The sequence below is a fragment of the Chryseobacterium sp. MA9 genome (assembly GCF_024399315.1).
Classification (GTDB): Bacteria; Bacteroidota; Bacteroidia; order Flavobacteriales; family Weeksellaceae; genus Chryseobacterium.
In genome coordinates this window covers 3,735,946-3,753,223 of the sequence record NZ_CP075170.1, presented here as the reverse complement: position 1 = coordinate 3,753,223, position 17,278 = coordinate 3,735,946, and the positions used below count along the sequence as shown (strand labels likewise).

General features: G+C 35.3%; 19 protein-coding genes. 15 read left to right on the top strand and 4 right to left on the bottom strand.

Going from position 1 to position 17,278, the window contains the following annotated elements; all coding sequences use genetic code 11:
* Positions 1–3 precede the first annotated feature (3 nt).
* The 9 genes from KIK00_RS17120 to KIK00_RS17080 all read left to right on the top strand — a co-directional run bounded on the left by KIK00_RS17120 (position 4) and on the right by KIK00_RS17080 (position 8,723).
* Positions 4–1,104, top strand: a complete 1,101-nt coding sequence (locus KIK00_RS17120) for a DegT/DnrJ/EryC1/StrS aminotransferase family protein (protein WP_255813573.1) — start codon at positions 4–6, stop codon at positions 1,102–1,104.
* Between the two features lie 48 nt (positions 1,105–1,152).
* Complete coding sequence (locus tag KIK00_RS17115; protein ID WP_255813572.1) at positions 1,153–2,073, top strand: glycosyltransferase; 921 nt, start codon at positions 1,153–1,155, stop codon at positions 2,071–2,073.
* Between the two features lie 18 nt (positions 2,074–2,091).
* Positions 2,092–3,216: a glycoside hydrolase family 99-like domain-containing protein gene (locus tag KIK00_RS17110; RefSeq protein ID WP_255813571.1), complete on the top strand. Its 1,125-nt coding sequence runs from the start codon at positions 2,092–2,094 to the stop codon at positions 3,214–3,216.
* A complete protein-coding gene (locus KIK00_RS17105; protein ID WP_255813570.1) occupies positions 3,209–4,054 on the top strand; it encodes a glycosyltransferase in 846 nt (281 codons plus the stop codon). The genes KIK00_RS17110 and KIK00_RS17105 overlap by 8 nt, the downstream gene beginning before the upstream one ends.
* A gap of 42 nt (positions 4,055–4,096) precedes the next feature.
* Entirely contained in the window at positions 4,097–4,765 is a 669-nt protein-coding gene (locus tag KIK00_RS17100) for an NAD-dependent epimerase/dehydratase family protein (protein ID WP_255813569.1), read from the top strand.
* A gap of 176 nt (positions 4,766–4,941) precedes the next feature.
* On the top strand, positions 4,942–5,808 hold the full coding sequence (locus KIK00_RS17095) for a glycosyltransferase family 2 protein (RefSeq protein ID WP_255813568.1): 867 nt from the start codon (positions 4,942–4,944) through the stop codon (positions 5,806–5,808).
* A 126-nt stretch (positions 5,809–5,934) separates the two neighbouring features.
* Positions 5,935–6,762 (top strand): glycosyltransferase, encoded by an 828-nt coding sequence (locus KIK00_RS17090; RefSeq protein ID WP_180565003.1) that lies wholly within the window; start codon positions 5,935–5,937, stop codon positions 6,760–6,762.
* A 13-nt stretch (positions 6,763–6,775) separates the two neighbouring features.
* Complete coding sequence (locus KIK00_RS17085; RefSeq protein ID WP_255813567.1) at positions 6,776–7,774, top strand: acyltransferase; 999 nt, start codon at positions 6,776–6,778, stop codon at positions 7,772–7,774.
* A 10-nt stretch (positions 7,775–7,784) separates the two neighbouring features.
* On the top strand, positions 7,785–8,723 hold the full coding sequence (locus tag KIK00_RS17080; protein WP_255813566.1) for a glycosyltransferase family 2 protein: 939 nt from the start codon (positions 7,785–7,787) through the stop codon (positions 8,721–8,723).
* A 45-nt stretch (positions 8,724–8,768) separates the two neighbouring features.
* Here the strand turns inward: KIK00_RS17080 and KIK00_RS17075 are convergent, their stop codons facing one another.
* The gene (locus KIK00_RS17075) at positions 8,769–9,803 is read right to left on the bottom strand and encodes an acyltransferase (protein WP_213277807.1); all 1,035 of its coding nucleotides are present in this window, start codon (positions 9,801–9,803) and stop codon (positions 8,769–8,771) included.
* 149 nt (positions 9,804–9,952) lie between these two features.
* On the opposite strand from KIK00_RS17075, the gene KIK00_RS17070 reads away from it, so the two are divergent.
* Genes KIK00_RS17070 through KIK00_RS17060 form a run of 3 tightly spaced genes read left to right on the top strand, consistent with a single transcriptional unit; the run spans position 9,953 to position 12,506 of the window.
* Positions 9,953–10,516, top strand: coding sequence for an acyltransferase (locus KIK00_RS17070; protein WP_255813564.1), 564 nt, complete (start codon positions 9,953–9,955; stop codon positions 10,514–10,516).
* Positions 10,513–11,352 (top strand): glycosyltransferase, encoded by an 840-nt coding sequence (locus KIK00_RS17065; protein WP_255813563.1) that lies wholly within the window; start codon positions 10,513–10,515, stop codon positions 11,350–11,352. The genes KIK00_RS17070 and KIK00_RS17065 overlap by 4 nt, the downstream gene beginning before the upstream one ends.
* Positions 11,352–12,506: a glycosyltransferase gene (locus tag KIK00_RS17060; RefSeq protein WP_255813562.1), complete on the top strand. Its 1,155-nt coding sequence runs from the start codon at positions 11,352–11,354 to the stop codon at positions 12,504–12,506. Before KIK00_RS17065 ends, KIK00_RS17060 begins: the two co-directional genes overlap by 1 nt.
* 1 nt (position 12,507) lies before the next feature.
* On the opposite strand, the gene KIK00_RS17055 is transcribed toward KIK00_RS17060, so the two are convergent.
* Genes KIK00_RS17055 through KIK00_RS17045 form a run of 3 tightly spaced genes read right to left on the bottom strand, consistent with a single transcriptional unit; the run spans position 12,508 to position 14,498 of the window.
* Positions 12,508–13,266, bottom strand: a complete 759-nt coding sequence (locus KIK00_RS17055) for an SDR family NAD(P)-dependent oxidoreductase (protein ID WP_255813561.1) — start codon at positions 13,264–13,266, stop codon at positions 12,508–12,510.
* The gene (locus KIK00_RS17050; protein WP_255813560.1) at positions 13,266–13,499 is read right to left on the bottom strand and encodes a phosphopantetheine-binding protein; all 234 of its coding nucleotides are present in this window, start codon (positions 13,497–13,499) and stop codon (positions 13,266–13,268) included. Before KIK00_RS17050 ends, KIK00_RS17055 begins: the two co-directional genes overlap by 1 nt.
* Before the next feature lie 27 nt (positions 13,500–13,526).
* Entirely contained in the window at positions 13,527–14,498 is a 972-nt protein-coding gene (locus KIK00_RS17045; protein WP_255813559.1) for a 3-oxoacyl-ACP synthase III family protein, read from the bottom strand.
* A gap of 146 nt (positions 14,499–14,644) precedes the next feature.
* Between KIK00_RS17045 and KIK00_RS17040 the strand changes: the two genes are divergently transcribed.
* From KIK00_RS17040 to KIK00_RS17030, 3 genes are read left to right on the top strand one after another with little or no spacing between them, the layout of a single operon-like run.
* A complete protein-coding gene (locus KIK00_RS17040) occupies positions 14,645–15,121 on the top strand; it encodes a DapH/DapD/GlmU-related protein (protein WP_228402518.1) in 477 nt (158 codons plus the stop codon).
* 32 nt (positions 15,122–15,153) lie between these two features.
* Positions 15,154–16,302, top strand: a complete 1,149-nt coding sequence (locus tag KIK00_RS17035; RefSeq protein ID WP_255813558.1) for a glycosyltransferase — start codon at positions 15,154–15,156, stop codon at positions 16,300–16,302.
* 11 nt (positions 16,303–16,313) lie between these two features.
* Positions 16,314–16,868 carry a serine O-acetyltransferase gene (locus KIK00_RS17030; RefSeq protein ID WP_255813557.1) on the top strand — a complete coding sequence of 185 codons (555 nt, stop codon included), beginning with the start codon at positions 16,314–16,316 and terminating at the stop codon, positions 16,866–16,868.
* Positions 16,869–17,278: the final 410 nt, after the last annotated feature.

Here is a 17,278-nt window from a genome sequence, read left to right as displayed (position 1 = left end):
GAGATGATTAAATTTTTAGACTTACAAAAAATCAATTTAAAGCATCAGGAAGAAATTGAAACAAAACTTTCACAGGTTTTCCGTTCCGGATGGTATCTAATGGGGCAGGAACTTTCATCTTTTGAAAGCAATCTTTCTCAATATATTGGAGCAAAACATGCTATTGGTGTTGCTAACGGTTTGGACGCATTACGCCTTATTCTTCGTGGATATATTGAAATGGGAATAATGGATCGTGGAGATGAAATTCTTGTACCTTCCAATACTTATATTGCTTCCATTCTTGCCATTTCAGATAATGGCCTGATTCCTGTTCTTGTAGAGCCTGATATTGATAATTATAATATTGACATCACAAAAATTGAAGGAAAAATCACTTCAAAAACAAAAGGAATTCTGATTGTTCATTTATACGGAAGAACTGTTTTCTCTGAAGAACTTAAGAATCTGGCTGGAAAACATGATCTAAAAGTAATAGAAGATAACGCTCAGGCTATCGGTGCAATATGGAACGGGAAAAAGTCAGGTAACTTAGGAGATGCAGCTGGTTTTAGCTTTTATCCTGGAAAAAACCTAGGCGCATTAGGTGATGCGGGAGCTATTACAACCAATGATGATGATTTGGCAAAAGTAATCAGAGCATTGGCAAATTATGGATCTAATCAGAAATATGTCAATATTTACCAGGGGTTAAATTCAAGATTGGACGAAATTCAGGCTGCCGTTTTGGACATTAAGTTAAAATATATTGATGAAGAAAATACGGTAAGAAAGAATATTGCGAAAAAGTATATTACAGAAATATCAAACCCAAAAATAATTCTTCCGGAAAACCCGGCTGATGAAAACGAACATGTTTGGCATTTATTTGTCATCAGAACAGAAAACCGTGATGAACTTCAAAAGTATTTAACTGAAAATGGTGTTCAGACACTGATACACTATCCTATTCCACCTCATAAGCAGCAAGCTTATAAAGAATGGAATGATCAGTCTTTCCCGATCAGTGAAAAAATCCATGAAGAAGTATTAAGTTTGCCTATCTCCCCTGTAATGACAGAGGAAGAAATTGAAAAAGTAATAGAAATTGTAAACGGATTTTAAAGTTTTTAACTCTTATAAAAAAGCTTGAATTCAATAAAGTAAAATATCATGACAGAATTGCCTCTGGTTTCGATTTTATGCCTTAGTTACAACCAGGAACGGTTTGTAACAGAATCTTTAGAAAGTTTCAAATCTCAGAAATACAGTAATATTGAGATACTGATTTGTGACGACTGTTCTAAAGACAATTCTGTAGAAGTCATCAATAACTGGATTAAAAATAATCCACAGCTGAATATCCAGTTCATTCCTCATTCTCAAAATAAAGGAATCTGTAAATCATTAAACGAACTATTGAATATATCAAAGGGTAAGTATATTATTACCATAGCTCTTGATGACCTTATGGAGTCTGATAAAATAGAAAGGCATGTTGCTATTCTTGAAAATTCGTCTCCTAACGAAGCTTTGGTGTTTTCAAATGCTCATATAATAGATGATAATTCGATACGTTTTCAAAATACTTTCATTCCTTATTTTCACAGATATCTGACTATTGAATCCGGGAACTTTTACAAAACATTACTCGAAGATAATTTTCTTCCTGCAATGTCATGTGTAACCAAATCTTCTATAATAAAGGAGATTGGAGGCTGGGATGAAGCTTTAACTTTTGAAGATTACGATATGTGGCTGAGACTAAGCCAAAAATATGATTTCATCTATGATGACTACAAATCCTGCAGCTATAGAATGCATGCTACAAACTCTCATAAAAAGAAAAACTTTTTAGATGTATCTTTTTTTGATATTTATCTGAAACACAAAGAACAGCCTGAAATGAAAAAGAAAATACTAAAACTTATTCATGAGGCTTATAAAGAAAACAGATTGACTGAAGGTCATAAAAAATACCTTAGAGAACTTGATAATAAAACACTTACCGAGAAATTAATTTTAAGAAATGTAGGAAAGTTCACTTTTAACACACTACATTATCTTCAAAAAGTTTATTATAAAAGTTGGTAACATTATTCTTAATCAATTATGAAAAAAATAAAACCCCTTGCGTTCTACCTCCCTCAATACCACCCTGTCCCCGAAAATGACGAATGGTGGGGAAAAGGTTTTACAGAATGGACGAATGTAGGAAAAGCCCAACCTTTGTTTGAAGGACACGAACAGCCTATACACCCAGGAGAGTTGGGATATTATGACCTGCGCGTTCCTGAAGTAAGAGAACAGCAGGCTCAGATGGCGAAAGATTATGGAGTACACGGATTTATCTATTATCATTACTGGTTTGGTAATGGCAAGCAGTTGTTGGAACGTGTTGCCAATGATGTTCTAAAATCAGGAAAACCAGATTTCCCATTTTGCTTCTGCTGGGCCAATGAAACATGGTCGGGCATATGGCATGGATTATCAGAAAAAATTCTGGCTCAGCAGGTTTACCCTAATGAACAGGACTTAATTGCTCATTTCGAATATCTTCTTCCTTTCTTCAAGGACGAAAGGTATATAAAAGTAGACAACAAACCTCTTCTCATTATCTATGATCCCAACCATTTGAATGACGGAGATCCTCATTATATTTCCAAATTCAGAGAACTTGCAAAAGAAAACGGATTTGATGGCTTATATGTTATGGCATCCAATAAACTCCGTGATGATCTTGATTTTAGATCTATGGGATATGACAGTAAGATTTCTAATGCTTTTCAGAAAGCATGGATACCTCATATTGACAAAAAAGAATATATCTCCCATTCTCAATATTATAAAAACAGAATAAAAGGATTAATCGGAATTAAGAAAAAAGAACAGCCTAAAGTCAGAATTCAGGATGCCCAGGCGGTAGTGAATGATTTAAAGTTTGAAGAAAGCAACGTTCCTACCTATCCATGTATCCTGCCTAATTGGGACAATACTCCAAGAAGCGGATACAGAGGCATCATATTGGCTAATAATTCCCCGGAAATATTCGAACAACAGGTTGAAAAAGCTGCAAAATATCTTGAAGAGAAAAAAGACTACCCGGAACAGTTTTTAATTGTTAAATCCTGGAATGAATGGGCAGAAGGAAATATTCTGGAACCGGATAGAAAATATGGTTTCGGATATCTGAATGCATTAAAAAAAATCTTGAATAAACACAGTCGAAATGAGTAAATTCAGTGTACTTATTGCCAATTATAACAATGGACATTTTTTTGAAAAATGTTACCAAAGTTTAGTTGCACAGACTGAAACAGACTGGGAAGCAGTAATTTTGGATGATGGCTCTACCGATGACTCTCTTGAAGTTATAAAAAAAATCATAGGTGATGATTCCCGGTTTAAAATAAATCAAAATGACCAAAACAGAGGAATAGGATATACAAAAAAGAGATTAATAGATCTTGCCGAATCAGAAATATGTGGTTTTTTAGACCCTGATGATGCTTTAGCACCTCATGCTTTAGAAATTGTTTTAAAAACACATACTGAACATCCGGAAGCAGGTTTGGTTTACTCCAATTTTGTCCGTTGTGATGAAAATCTTAATCCTCTGTCTGTTCATAAAGCAAAACAAATTACAGCACTGGATCAGGCTTATTATAATTTCAATGCTGAGATTTCACATTTCGTCACTTTTAAGAAAAAGATTTACGAGAAAACATCGGGTATTGATCCCTTCCTAAAAATTGCTGAAGATAAAGACTGGTACATGAAAATGTGCGAAATCGCTCCGGTAAAGTATATAGATGAAGATTTATATTTATACAGAATCCATGACAGTGGTATCTCTACTACTAAAAATGCAGAAAAAGCATTGTTCTGGCACTGGGTTGCATTGATTAAAATGGCAGAAAGAAGAAACGTAAGTGTTGAAGATCTTTTTCTTCAGAGCTATGTCCCTAAAAAGAAATATGAGCAGGCACTCAACCAATTGAATCATGTAAAAAATTCAAGATGGGCAAAATTGGGAAATACACTTGGACTTTTCAAAATCTTTAAAAAACTTTAAATCTATTGAAGCATTTAAACATCTTAATTAGAAAAGAAGCATATGATAATTGGTAGTGGAATTCTGGCAAATGCCGTAAGATTTTATGATAAAGAGGATGTTATTTTTTTTGCATCAGGAGTTTCCAATTCGCTGGAAAAGGATCCTGCTGAATTTGAAAGAGAAATATCCCTGCTGAAATCAGTTATTAGCCAGTACCCGGATAAAAAGCTGATTTATTTTTCCACATGCAGTATTTATGATCCCACCAAAACCGACAGCCCGTATGTCCTTCATAAAATGACGATCGAAAAAATAATTGCTGAGCATTGTTCAAGCTTTATTATTTTCAGAGTAGGAAATGCTGTAGGCCGCGGAGGAAATCCCAACACATTGATCAACTTTCTTAAAAACTCAATCCTGTCTGAAAATAAGCTCACAATTCACAGCAATGCAAGAAGAATCCTGATTGGTACAGATGACATTGCATCATTTGTCGGGAAGTATATGCAAAACCTCAACAATGAGATTGTCAATCTGGCCTATCCTTATCAGTATTCATTACCGGAGATTTTATCTCAGCTGGAGAATCATCTTGCAAAAAATGCAGATTATGAAACAGTGAACGAGGGTTCCTTTTATAATATAGAGTTCAACAGCCTGACAGAAGATTTTTTTGCGGGTCTGTCTCCTGATGAATACCTGAAGAAACTCTATTCATCTTATCTATAAAAGATAATACATGGCTGCTCCTGAAAGATACCCTTCTGTACCGGAAAAAATAATTTTGTACCTTCGGCCAGAAAACTTCAGATAGTATTAAAGCCAAGAAAAAGTAATAAAAAGTAGTGGTTTTACGGCCGACTGAAGAATAAAAACACATTAAACCTATTGAATAAAAAATGAAAATGAATCCCAAAATATCCGTTATTGTCCCCTGCTACAAACAGGCTCAGTTTTTAGATGAATGTCTGCAGTCTATCCTGGATCAGACTTATGAAAATTGGGAATGTATCATTGTCAATGACGGATCACCTGATAATACTGATGAAGTAGCTGATAAATGGGTAAAAAAAGACAACCGTTTTAAATATCTTTATAAAGAAAACGGAGGTCTGTCTTCTGCAAGAAATGCAGCACTGGAAATCGTTACCGGAGATTATATACAGTTTTTGGATTCTGATGATCTGATACACCGTGAAAAGTTTTCAAAAAGCCTTTCCGGAGACAAAGAATATCCGTTGATTGTAAGTCAGTACACTATCTACAGAAACCAAACCCATCTTCCTGGCTATAAAAATGTTGAGCAGAGTTTCCTGACCTTTGATGGAATTGTATACGATTGGGATCTTAAATTTTCCATCCCGATACACTGTGCTTTGATAAGCAAAAAGCTTCTGGAAGGTTTTCTTTTTGACACTACCCTTACCAGTTGTGAAGACTGGGTAATGTGGATTTATATCACCAAAGATCATCCTGACGCTCTCCTGATCAATGAAGCTCTTGCGCATTACCGAAAAGATGTCAACGATAATATGTCTGCTGATCCGGTCAAAATTATGAAGCAGCGCCTTAAAATTTTACCTACCTTAAAAAAACTTTACGGTGAAGAGGTACATGACAAGCTGGCTTATCATATCATAGACGTTCGTACCACCCAGCTTATACAGCAAAGACGCGAATTTCAAAAAATGATTCCCCTGGCTGTAGTCGCAAAATATCTTTCTTTCAAAAGGTTTTATTACAAGCTTTTTAGAAAAAAAGTAGATGGCTAAACTTTAAGTTTAATGTACTTCGGACAACTATATTTCCATAAAAACTACACAAATGAGTGGGTACTGCCAAACAGAAATACAGCAGAAACCCTTGTAAATTATATAACTTAAAATAAATTTATTTAGATGAGTCAATTTGTACACGTAATCATGACAAGATTCAATGTTCCTACAAAAGGCTGGAACGAAACACGTTCAGGATATAAACCGCTTACTGAAGAATGGCTGGATGACCGGTTCAAGTTATTCAGAACTTACGTGCTCCCTTCTTATAAAAATCAGACCAACCAAAACTACGTCTGGCTTACCTTTTTCGACACCAATACATCTGATAAGTTTAGAAAAATCATTAAAGAAATTGAAACAGAGTACCCAACTTTCAAAGCGGTATTTGTAGAAGATTTTGATGTTATGAAAACGAAAGCTGTAGAAATAATCCCACAGTTTTTCACTCCTGATACAAAATTTGTGATTACCAGCGAGCTGGATAATGATGACATGCTTCATCAGGATTATATAAAAACCGTTCAGGAGCATTTCAAACCGGTTCATGACCTGGTCATAGATTTAAGAAGAGGATACCAGCTTACCATGCTTCCGGACCGTAAAGCGGTAGTAAATGTTTATAACGCCGTAGTAAACCCGTTTGTAAGCTTAGCGGAAAGTGTAGACAACTTCAAAACGATGCTGAAGGAAAGAGCTCACAACAGCTATCGTCATTACCCGAATTTTTCTGTAGAAGACAGTAAAGAGATGTACATTCAGGTTATCCATCAGTACAACTTAATGAATGTTACCTTTAAACATAAAGCGGTTCCTGAAGTAGATTTTTCAGAATACGGAATGACAGAGGACACCAAATTTACAATAGACGGGTTCAAGACACTTCAGCACAATATTGCCAGAGTACCGTTTGTAATGGGACTTATTTTGAAAAAGATATTTAAAAAATAAGACTCCTCCAGTCATGAAGCTTAACAACCTCCAGATATTAAGAGGGATTTCAGCCTTATTGGTATGTTGCTTTCATTTCCGTGAAACAATAAATCTACCTGGGCTGAATCTTGGCGATATTCTCTTTAAAAAAGGAAGTATCGGTGTTCCCGTATTTTTTATTATCAGTGGATTTATCATGGCTTTCACCACTCAAAAAATAAATTTCAGTAAAGATTCTTTTCAGCAGATCACTTTATTTTACAAAAGAAGGGTGATCAGAATTGTTCCGCTGTACTATCTTTTGACTTTCGCTGCAATGATTCCCGGAGGAAGTTTTCTCCTCTATTTTCATGGTGCAGGGCTTTATGAGCTTATCCACTCATTATTATTCCTTCCCACGAAGAAAGAATTTCCGGTCCTTTTCTTAGGCTGGTCCTTAAATTTTGAGATGTTCTTTTATCTCATATTCGGACTCTCATTATTTTTTAAAGAAAAAAGGTATTACTTCATTGCAGGTTTTTTCATCCTGACATCAATTTTAGGTTCTTTTATTCAATTTGAAAGTCCTTATCTGCGAATGGTAACCCACTCGCTGAATCTTTATTTTGTTGTGGGAATTCTTTTTTCACTTTTACTGAATAGATTTACAATTCCACAGATCTGGGCAACATTACTTTCTGTAACAGGAATTATATTATTTATATTGGTACTGCTTAGTATTATCCCTACAGATAATGATATGATAAAGCTGGCCATCATCTCCCTGTTTGTATTTTCTTTCTTAACTTTTGATTATATATTTCATTTTAAAGGAAACAAAGCCTTAATTTTTCTGGGAGACATTTCCTATTCACTATACCTGTCACATCCTTTTGTAGAAATTGCTTTAAAAAGATTTAAAGTTGAAGGCTACCTCAGTTTTCCCTTTTTTCTATTTAAGATTGTCATGGTCATTATAGTGGCATCACTTCTGTATTATTTTGTTGAGAAAAAAGTAACCAATTATTTAAAAATTAAATTAAAAGCATAATCCGATACAAATGAAAATTTCAGTAATTATTCCCGTTTACAATGCCGAAAAATATGTTTCGCAGGCTGTAGATTCTGCTCTTCAGTTCGAAGAGGTATATGAAGTGGTATTGGTAGAAGACAAGTCTCCGGACAATGCATTGCAGGTTTGTAGGGAACTTGCTGAAAAACATGACAGGGTAAAGCTTTTTCAGCATCCTGATAAAGGCAATCATGGAGCAGGTGCCAGCAGAAATTTAGGGTTGGAAAAAGCGGAAGGAGATTTTATTGCTTTCCTGGATGCAGATGATTACTACCTTCCCAACCGTTTTGATGCAGAAAAAGAACTGTTTCTCAATAAAGATGTTGACGGAGTTTATGGTGCCATCGGGGTTCATTATTATTCTGAGAAAGCAAAAGAACAATATTATAAGGTCTTTGGAGACCGCCTGACTACAGTTTACAAGAAACATCCTCCCAGAGATGTATTTCCGGGACAGCTTAACATGATAGGAACTTTCGGACTTTTCAGCATTGATGCATTGACTATCCGTAAAAGTTCTTTGAAAAACATGGAGTATTTCTTTAAAACACATTTAAAGCTCCATCAGGACACTGAATTTCTATTCAGACTCTCCTACTATCTGAATTTATATCCGGGAATTCTTGATAAGGCAGTAGCCGTAAGAGGAGTTCACGAGAACAACAGAATTACCAAAATAGATTCCAGAGAAGTTAAGCCGGCCTCAACAAGAGTTGTTCTGTGGAAAGAAGTTAACCATTGGGCAGAGAATGAAAATACCATCCCCAATGATGTTAAAATTCATATCAAAAGAGTATACAGGAGTTTCCAAATCGCCAATGCTCCTCTACTCAAAAAATGGGGAATGATTACAAAGTATTTGTTTACAGACTATAAAAGTATCCGTTCAGGGCTGTATAATATTAATTTTAGAAACGATTTGTTCTAACAATATGATTAAACTAAATATTTAGTTTAAAATAATACTTTAGTTTTATTGTTTGGTAAAATGTATCTTTCTTAAAAGATCACGCATTGGTTTTTCAATAAACTGATAAAAAATTGCAGAACTGAGCAGCATAACAATAATGTAAATCACAAATACAATATCAATACTGAACGTATATTCCTTCCATTTTAAAAACTCCCTTACAAGATAAAGAACGGGAATATGAGTGATGTATATACCATAACTTATTTCTCCAAGATATTCCAGCGGTTTCAATGAAAAGAGCTTACTTACTCTTCCGTTATTAGCCGAAATCAGAAGAATTGCAGGTACAAAAAGTAAAGCCATCAACCCGTTGTGATAAAAAAGCGGAACAAACATCAGAGACACAAGGATCAGTAAAAAGACTGCGATCACCTGACGGTCGTAATTTTTTTGCTTGTAATTTCTTACAAAAAATATTCCTGCCAGATTCCCGATCAAAAATTCATTAAGATGCCAGAAAGGAAAATAATAAAGAAACTCATGACTTTTCGTGTGTGGCCCTTCATACGCTCCATATACCGGATACAGATTAGAAAACACCTGAGTAATCAGCCAGAGTCCAATGGCAAATACCCAAATCATTTTATTTTTCTTTGCGTAAAAATAATTATATAAAAACGGAAAAAGCAGGTAAAAGAAAAACTCTACAGAGATAGACCATCCCGGAAAATTCAGAATCATGGCTTCTCCCGGTATCCAGCTCTGAATACCCAATCCGTATAAAACCAGCTTATACCAGTCAAACAGTTCATATCTCGTCATGAAATACAGCAGAAGTCCAAGCATATAGAGCGGATAGATTCTGGCAAACCTGTTTTTATAAAACTCCAGATAATCAATCTTATCCTTCTTATGGTAAGCAATAATCATGATAAACCCTGAAAGAATAAAGAAATAGCTTACCCCTACATTCGCTCTCAAAAAAAGATTGGAAATATAATCTATCTTATATAAAAACAGATCTTTATTGAAATGGGAAATGACAATTGCCATAGCGGCAACAAACCTGGTAAATGTAATCTGACTTATCTTCACAGAATCGCAAAATGCTTTACTTTATCAAAACACAGCAGACCCAACTCTGAAAGCTGTTTTTATTTGATATAAAGTATTAATTTTAAGGCACAAAAATAAGATTTATTATTATAATTATGTAAAACAAATTATATTTGTAGGCTACAAATGTGAAAATAAATTTAGGTATGCTTTATGAAATTATAGCAAAAATTCAACGAAAAAGCCAGATTTCTCTTCTCAAAAAACACCCTCATGTTTCTTTCAAGGGGATAAAACTTGGGATCAGTGATCATTTTATTCTGCATGAAAATATAAAGAAAGTGACGATTGGCCACGGGGTCAGTTTCAGAAATTATGTACACGTTCTTGTGCAACAGAATGCCACTTTAGAAATCGGAAACAACTTTTTCATGAATAACTTCTGTTCCATCAACTGTCTGGACAGTATTTCAATAGGTGACAATACACTATTCGGAGAAAATGTAAAACTGTATGACCACAACCATGCGTATCAGACTCATCCGGAGTTTAAACTCTCTCACGCTGAGTTCACCACAGCTCCCATCAAAATCGGAAGCAATTGCTGGCTCGGAAGTAATGTTACCGTTCTAAAAGGAGTTACTATCGGAGATAACTGTATTATTGGAGCAGGATGTACCATTTACAAAGATGTTCCTTCCAATACAACCGTAATCAATCATCAGGAATTAATATTTAAGGAACATTCATGAAGTTTTCTATCCTTATAGCCCATTATAATAACGCTCATTTTTTCAAAGACTGTTTTGAAAGCATACTTCAGCAGACGTATACAAACTGGGAAGCGGTCATTTTGGATGACGCCTCCTCTGAAAGTGAAAAGAAAATGATCCGGGAAATGATTTCAAGTGATAAAAGGTTTAAATATTTTGAAAATGAAAAAAATTCCGGTGTAGGCGTAACGAAAAGTAAACTCATTGAGCTGGCAGAAGGGGAAATCTGTGGATTTTTAGATCCTGATGATGCTATAAACCCAACAGCCATTCAAAAATGTATGGAGATCTTTCAGGCTAAAAAAAATACAGTTCTTACCTATTCAAGGTTTATGACCTGTGATCAGAATCTGAAACCTATTTCTCCGTTCAGATCTGCAATGCAGGTACCGAATGGTGATCCTTATTTTTTTAATTTCCCAATTCAGATCGCTCATTTTGTAACCTTCAGAAAGGCAGTCTATGAACAGACTGAAAAAATGAATCCGGATTTGAAAATCGGGGAAGATCAGGATCTCTACCTTAAAATGTATGAAAAAGGAAAAGTTCAGTTCATTAATGATACCAATTATCTTTACAGAACTCATCAAGGTGGAATCTCCCAGAATGACAATAAAAAGAAATCCCACGAGTATTTTGCACAGGTGATTTTCAATACAATGAAACGCAGAGGACTTGCAACCATCAACGGCCAAAAAGTTCCTGATCATTATACGGGTGCGGATGAAATATTCGGTCTGTTACAATATCAACATAAGATTCCTTTCCGTATCAAGAAAAAAATAAAAATTACTTTACAATCAATCTTCGGATAATGCTAGAAAAAAAAATAAAAATTTTGTTCAGACATCGCTCCATGGAAATGGGTGGCGTAGAAAAAGTATTGTTGGGACTTCTCAACAACCTGAATCCTGACAAATTTGAAATGACGGTATGCCTTACCCTAAACCAGGGCAAGTTGCGTGATGAACTTCCGAAACATATCAGAAAAATATATCTTACTGATGGAAAAGAAGACTTTTCCGACAATGCTCTGCTTCAGAAACTTCAGCTTGTCAAGAGAAGGATAAAGCTTCGTAAACTGAAAAACAACCCTGCCATTGCAGACCGGCTCATCAATGATACTTTTGATATAGAAATCGGGATGGATTACAGGGATTATGATGCTATTCTTAGTTCTACCCATAAGAATTCAAAAAAAATCGGATGGTTTCACTCTGAAATCAATGTTCCTAAATTTCAGCCTTTGGTTCCGGATATTTTAAAGAGTTTTCCTCAGTTTGATCATATGGTGTATTGCTCTCATAAAATAAAGGATATGATGCATCAGTATTATCCAAATCTCAATTATCCGGCTGAGAGCGTTATTATCAATCCTATTCCTATCGAAGAAATTAAGCGAAAGGCAGAAGAAAAGCTCGACAATTTCCCTGAAGGGCCTGTTTTTGCGTCTATCGGAAGACTTCATTCAAGAAAAGGATACCATAAGCTTATTGAAGCTCATAAAAGACTTATAGACGAAGGATTTCATCACAGCATCATTGTCATTGGTGATGGTGACGAAATGAAGAACCTTAAGGCTCAGACCGCAAAAAATAATGTTGAAAAGACATTTATTTTAGCTGGAAATCAGATGAATCCTTATCCCTACATCAAAAAGGCAGATTATTTCATCCTTCCCTCCGAATCTGAAGCCTGGCCCTTGGTAATTGCTGAAGCACTAATCCTGCAGAAACCTATTATTGCAACAAATGTGGGTGATATAGGTCTGATGATCAAAGACCGGGAAACGGGATACCTCATCAGTTATGAAATTGATGAAATGTATTCGGCAATGAAGACATTCCTTACCGATCCCAGCCTTGTTCTCCATATCAGAGAAAATCTTAAAAATATTGAAAGTCAGTTCGACAATAAGAAAATATTTGACAGTGTAGAAAATATTATAGAAACGCTGTACAAAAAATAAGTTATTGTGCGGAATAGCCTCCGTCAATGACAAGATTGGTTCCTGTGACCCATCTTGAAGCATCAGACAATAGAAAAATACAAGCATTCGCTACATCTTTAGGATCACCTATTCCAAGCGGATGCTTTTTTATGATTTCTGATGAAGCTTCTTCACCAATATCTTCAAACATTTTTTCCAGAATCGGGGTATTCACCATTGCAGGGCTTACGCTATTGACACGGATATTACTTCTGGAAAGTTCCATTGCCAATGAACGGGCTCCCGAAATAACAGCTCCTTTACTGGCCGAATAAGCAGCTTTTCCAGCCTCTCCTACCATTCCCGCAACGGAAGAAATAAATACAAAACTGGAAGTTTCTTCTTTATATTTCTTTAAAGACAGGATTTTAGCAATTTCAAGTCCGGCAATTACATTTACTGCGAATATATCCTGGTACAGCTGAGGATTATGCTTTTTTAACGGTAATGTTTTTTCGATACCGGCACAGTGTATAAATCCTGAAATCTTGCCTAAAGCCGAAACTTTATCTGCAATAATTCCTTCAAGATTATCAGATTGGGTAATATCTTCGGCGATAATCTCAACTTTCGTTTCAGGATTCAGCAGGGAAACGGTTTTCATCAGTTCTTCCTGATTTCTTCCTACAAGAATAAGATCTGCACCGCTTTTGCTGCATTCTACAGAACAGCTTCTCCCGATCCCGGAAGAAGCGCCTGTAATGAGAATAATTTTATTTTTTAATGAGAAAGCATCCATTAATCTTCAAAATTTTCTTTTCCTATAACATTCATCAGATCTGAAACGGTTTCGATATCTTTAAAGTGTTTGGTATCAATTTTTTTGCTGAAATTTTCATCTACAAACGCAATAACAGAAAGCAAACTGATAGAGTCATAGCTTTCCAAAGATTTTAAATTCGTTTCAGTGGTCAATGTTTCATCTTCCTCCAATTCTTCCTGTAATTTGTCTAAAAAAACGGATGTTTTCATATTCTATAATTTTAAATGTTTGTTATCTTAAATCTCCATAATAGTGGCACCCCATGAATATCCTACTCCAAAGCCTGCCATTAAAACTTTATCTCCTCCCTTCAGCATTCCTTTATCCATCATATTTTTAAGGGCAATAGGAATGGTTGCAGAAACGGTGTTTCCGGTATTTTCCATATCAATATAAAACTTTTCTGCCGGTATTTTTGTTTTCTTTCTTAAATAATTCAGCATAAAAGAATTTGCCTGGTGAAAAACAAAATGGTCAATGTCATCCATTGTCATTCCGTTTACTTCAAGGGTTTCTTTTACCAATCCAGGGATATTTTCAATCGTAAAATTAAAAATCTCAGGACCATTCATATAAATATTTTCAGGGCTGAATTCATGTTCGGGATTCAGTTCAAAATCTTTTTTGAAAGCACCTTTCTTCACGATAAGATTTTCTGCACCACTTCCGTCTGTTCCCAGACAGAACTGATAGTCATTACTCTCTGCTTTTTCAACAATTGCTGAAGCAGAGGCGTCCCCGAAAATACTTCGGTTTCCTTTATCATCAGCATGAATATGTTTGGTGTAAGTTTCTGAAGTAACCAAAAGAATACTCTTTGCAATTCCTGCAGAAATCAAGCCTTTCGCAAAAGCCAGCCCATATACAAATCCTGAACAGCCAAGATTGAAATCTATGGCTCCGATATTTTTTCTAAGCCCAAGTCTGTCCTGCAAAATACAGGCCGTTGTAGGCAGAAAATATTCCGGACTTTGGGTACAGAACAAAATAAAATCTATTTTATCCCGGTCATAGGTTTCGAAAATTTTTTCTGAAGATTGTACAGCCATATCCAGCACTGTTTCGTTGTCTGAAGAAATATGACGTTGAGAAATACCTACTTTCTCCTTGATGCGTTCGGAACTCCATTCGGGGAAGAGTTTTTCAAGATCTTCGTTAGTTAACACCTGCTTAGGCAGATAATATTCTATTTTTGAAATTTTTATCATATTAATAAATTCTCTTTCTTTGCAAAAGTAACGAAAACAAATTTACACTTGTGATGATTTTTATATTCAGAATCCTATTAAAAATAGACTCTCTCTATCATTCTTTCTTGAATAGGGGCAGTCTTGAAGTGGCTAAACATAGGGGTATGAAGGTAGGAAAAAACTTCAATATGCCTGATAAAGTGTATTTTGGAACAGAACCTTACCTTATCGAAATTGGTGATAATGTGAATATTGCCGGAGATGTAAGGTTTGTGAATCATGGCGGAACCACTACTCTGCTCAGAAAACTTCCAGGATATGAAGATGCCAGAATTCTTGGGAGAATAAAAATAGGAAACAATTGTACCATTGGCCTCAACTGTGTGATCATGCAGGATGTACAGATTGGGAACAACTGTATTTTGGGAGCCAACTCTGTGTTGTCACAATCTATGCCTGACAATACCGTTTTTATCGGAAATCCGGCACAATTTCTCTGTACTATTGAAGATTATGGAGATATTGTCCTTAAAAACAATCCGGAATATCCCCGCGAATTGGAGAAAGACAGGAAAAAACTGGACGCCTATATCAAAGAAAATCTTCCCCACAAGTATAAAAAAGCAAGAAAAATTAAATAAATTTAATCTTGTAAAATCATAAACGAAACAAATTGAAAAAGAAAAAACTCCTCATTCGTATAGGTTCATTACGTCATGGCGGTGCAGAAAAAGTATTAATCAACTTTTTGAAAAACCTTCCCTCTGATAAATATGAAGTAGACCTTCTGGTCAACTTATATTCAGGATTATACATTAAAGAGGTTCCGTCTTGGGTAACTTTATACTATTTAACAAAAGGAGAAATGATAACGACCAACAGGCCGCAGGATATCCCTGTGAAAGCTTACAGGGTTCTTTATCAGAAAATGTTTCTTTGGTTCCCCTCTCTTCTTTATAAATTTGTTTTAAAAAATAAAAAATACGATGTAGAGATTGCAGCCATTCATGCAATGCATCAGGAAATACTGTCCAGCCCTCAAAAAGATTCCAAAAAGATTATCTGGGTGCAGAATGATATTTTCAATTTAAAAGAATACACTCCGGAAGTTATCAGACAGTTTTTTAAGTTTGACAGGATTCTTGTGATTTCTAACAAACTTCAGGAAGGAATGCATAATTTGGCTAAAAATGAGGCCGAAAAGGCTTCTGTGATCAAGATTTTTAATCCAATTGATAAGAATGATACCTTAAGAAAGGCAGATATTGAGATCAATGATTATCCTTTCAACAGTGATCTTCCTACTTTTGTAACGGTGGGAACTGTATATCCTCAGAAAGGGTATGACAGATTGCTGAATGTTCATAAAAAACTGATCGATGAAGGATTGAAGCATCAGCTTTTGATCATTGGTGACGGCTATGATTTTGATAAAACTCAGGATCAGCTCAATACACTGGGGCTTCAGGATACTGCAAAAATGCTCGGCTTCAGCAGTAATCCGTACCCGTATATGAAAAAAGCGGATTTCTATATCATGTCTTCCCGACATGAGGGATTCCCTACAATCATTGCCGAAGCGCTTATCCTCAACAAACCTATTTCTGCAACGGATATCTCCGGTATCAGAGATCTTCTGCAAGACGGAAAACTGGGCAATATTACTGCCAATTCCGAAGAGGGAATATATGAGGGAATGAAAAAGTTTCTTACCGATAAAAATATAACTGAAGAATACAAAAAACAGATCTCAGCAACAGAACTGCCGTTTGTGCTGGAAAAATCTGTGGAACACCTTCAGAAAATAATTGATGAAGTATAAAAACATTAACAATGGCTGATTATTCTATCATTCAAAAAGACTTTTACCGGGAAAGCGGAAAGTGGCTTTCAACATTTCAGATCTGGAAAAAATGCATTAATCCCAATCTTCATTTTGTCTACATTTTGAGAAAGGCTCAGAAGCATCAGAAGAACCCTCTTTTGAATATTTTCTGGAGAATTATATTAAGACATTATCAGATCAAATACGGATTTCAGATTTATCCTGAAACCCAGATTGGAGAAGGTTTTTATCTGGGGCACTGGGGAAGTCTTGTCATCAACCCGAAAACAGTCATTGGAAAAAACTGTAATATCGCACAGGGAGTCACCATCGGCCAACAAAACCGCGGAAAAAATGAAGGTTCTCCAATCATAGGTGATGAAGTATGGATAGGCACCAATGCCGTTATTGTAGGGGCTGTTACTATTGGAAATAATGTATTGATTGTTCCTAATTCTTATGTCAACTTTGATGTTCCTCCCAATTCTGTTGTCATAGGAAACCCGGCAAAAATCATCCCTACCCCTAATGCCACAATGGATTATATCAACCGTAAAGTGTAGTAATTCCAGCCACTTATAGTAAAAATTCTACTTGCACTTATCGGTAATTTCTTGTACATTTGTATAAAAGGCATTGTTTAGTTATGAAATAACGATACGATTATCCGGTTTTAAAATCCGGATGGAATCAATTCTTCAATGTTACTTGTTCTGAAAAAAATCGCTTAATATTAAAAACACAACCCAGGCTTATTATTAATTTAAAAAAAATTTTTTTTTGATGAAAAAAACACACCCTCATTATTTCCATTCTTTATCTGCAATACCAGCTCTATAGTTACATTTTCTACAATCATTGAAAATTTAAACGGAAAGAAATAACTCTCCGCCATGCAACTGTAGCAATTTATCTTTCAAAAGTTTCTTTTTGAGTTGATACAATATCTGTAAACCCTAAGAATTATTATCTA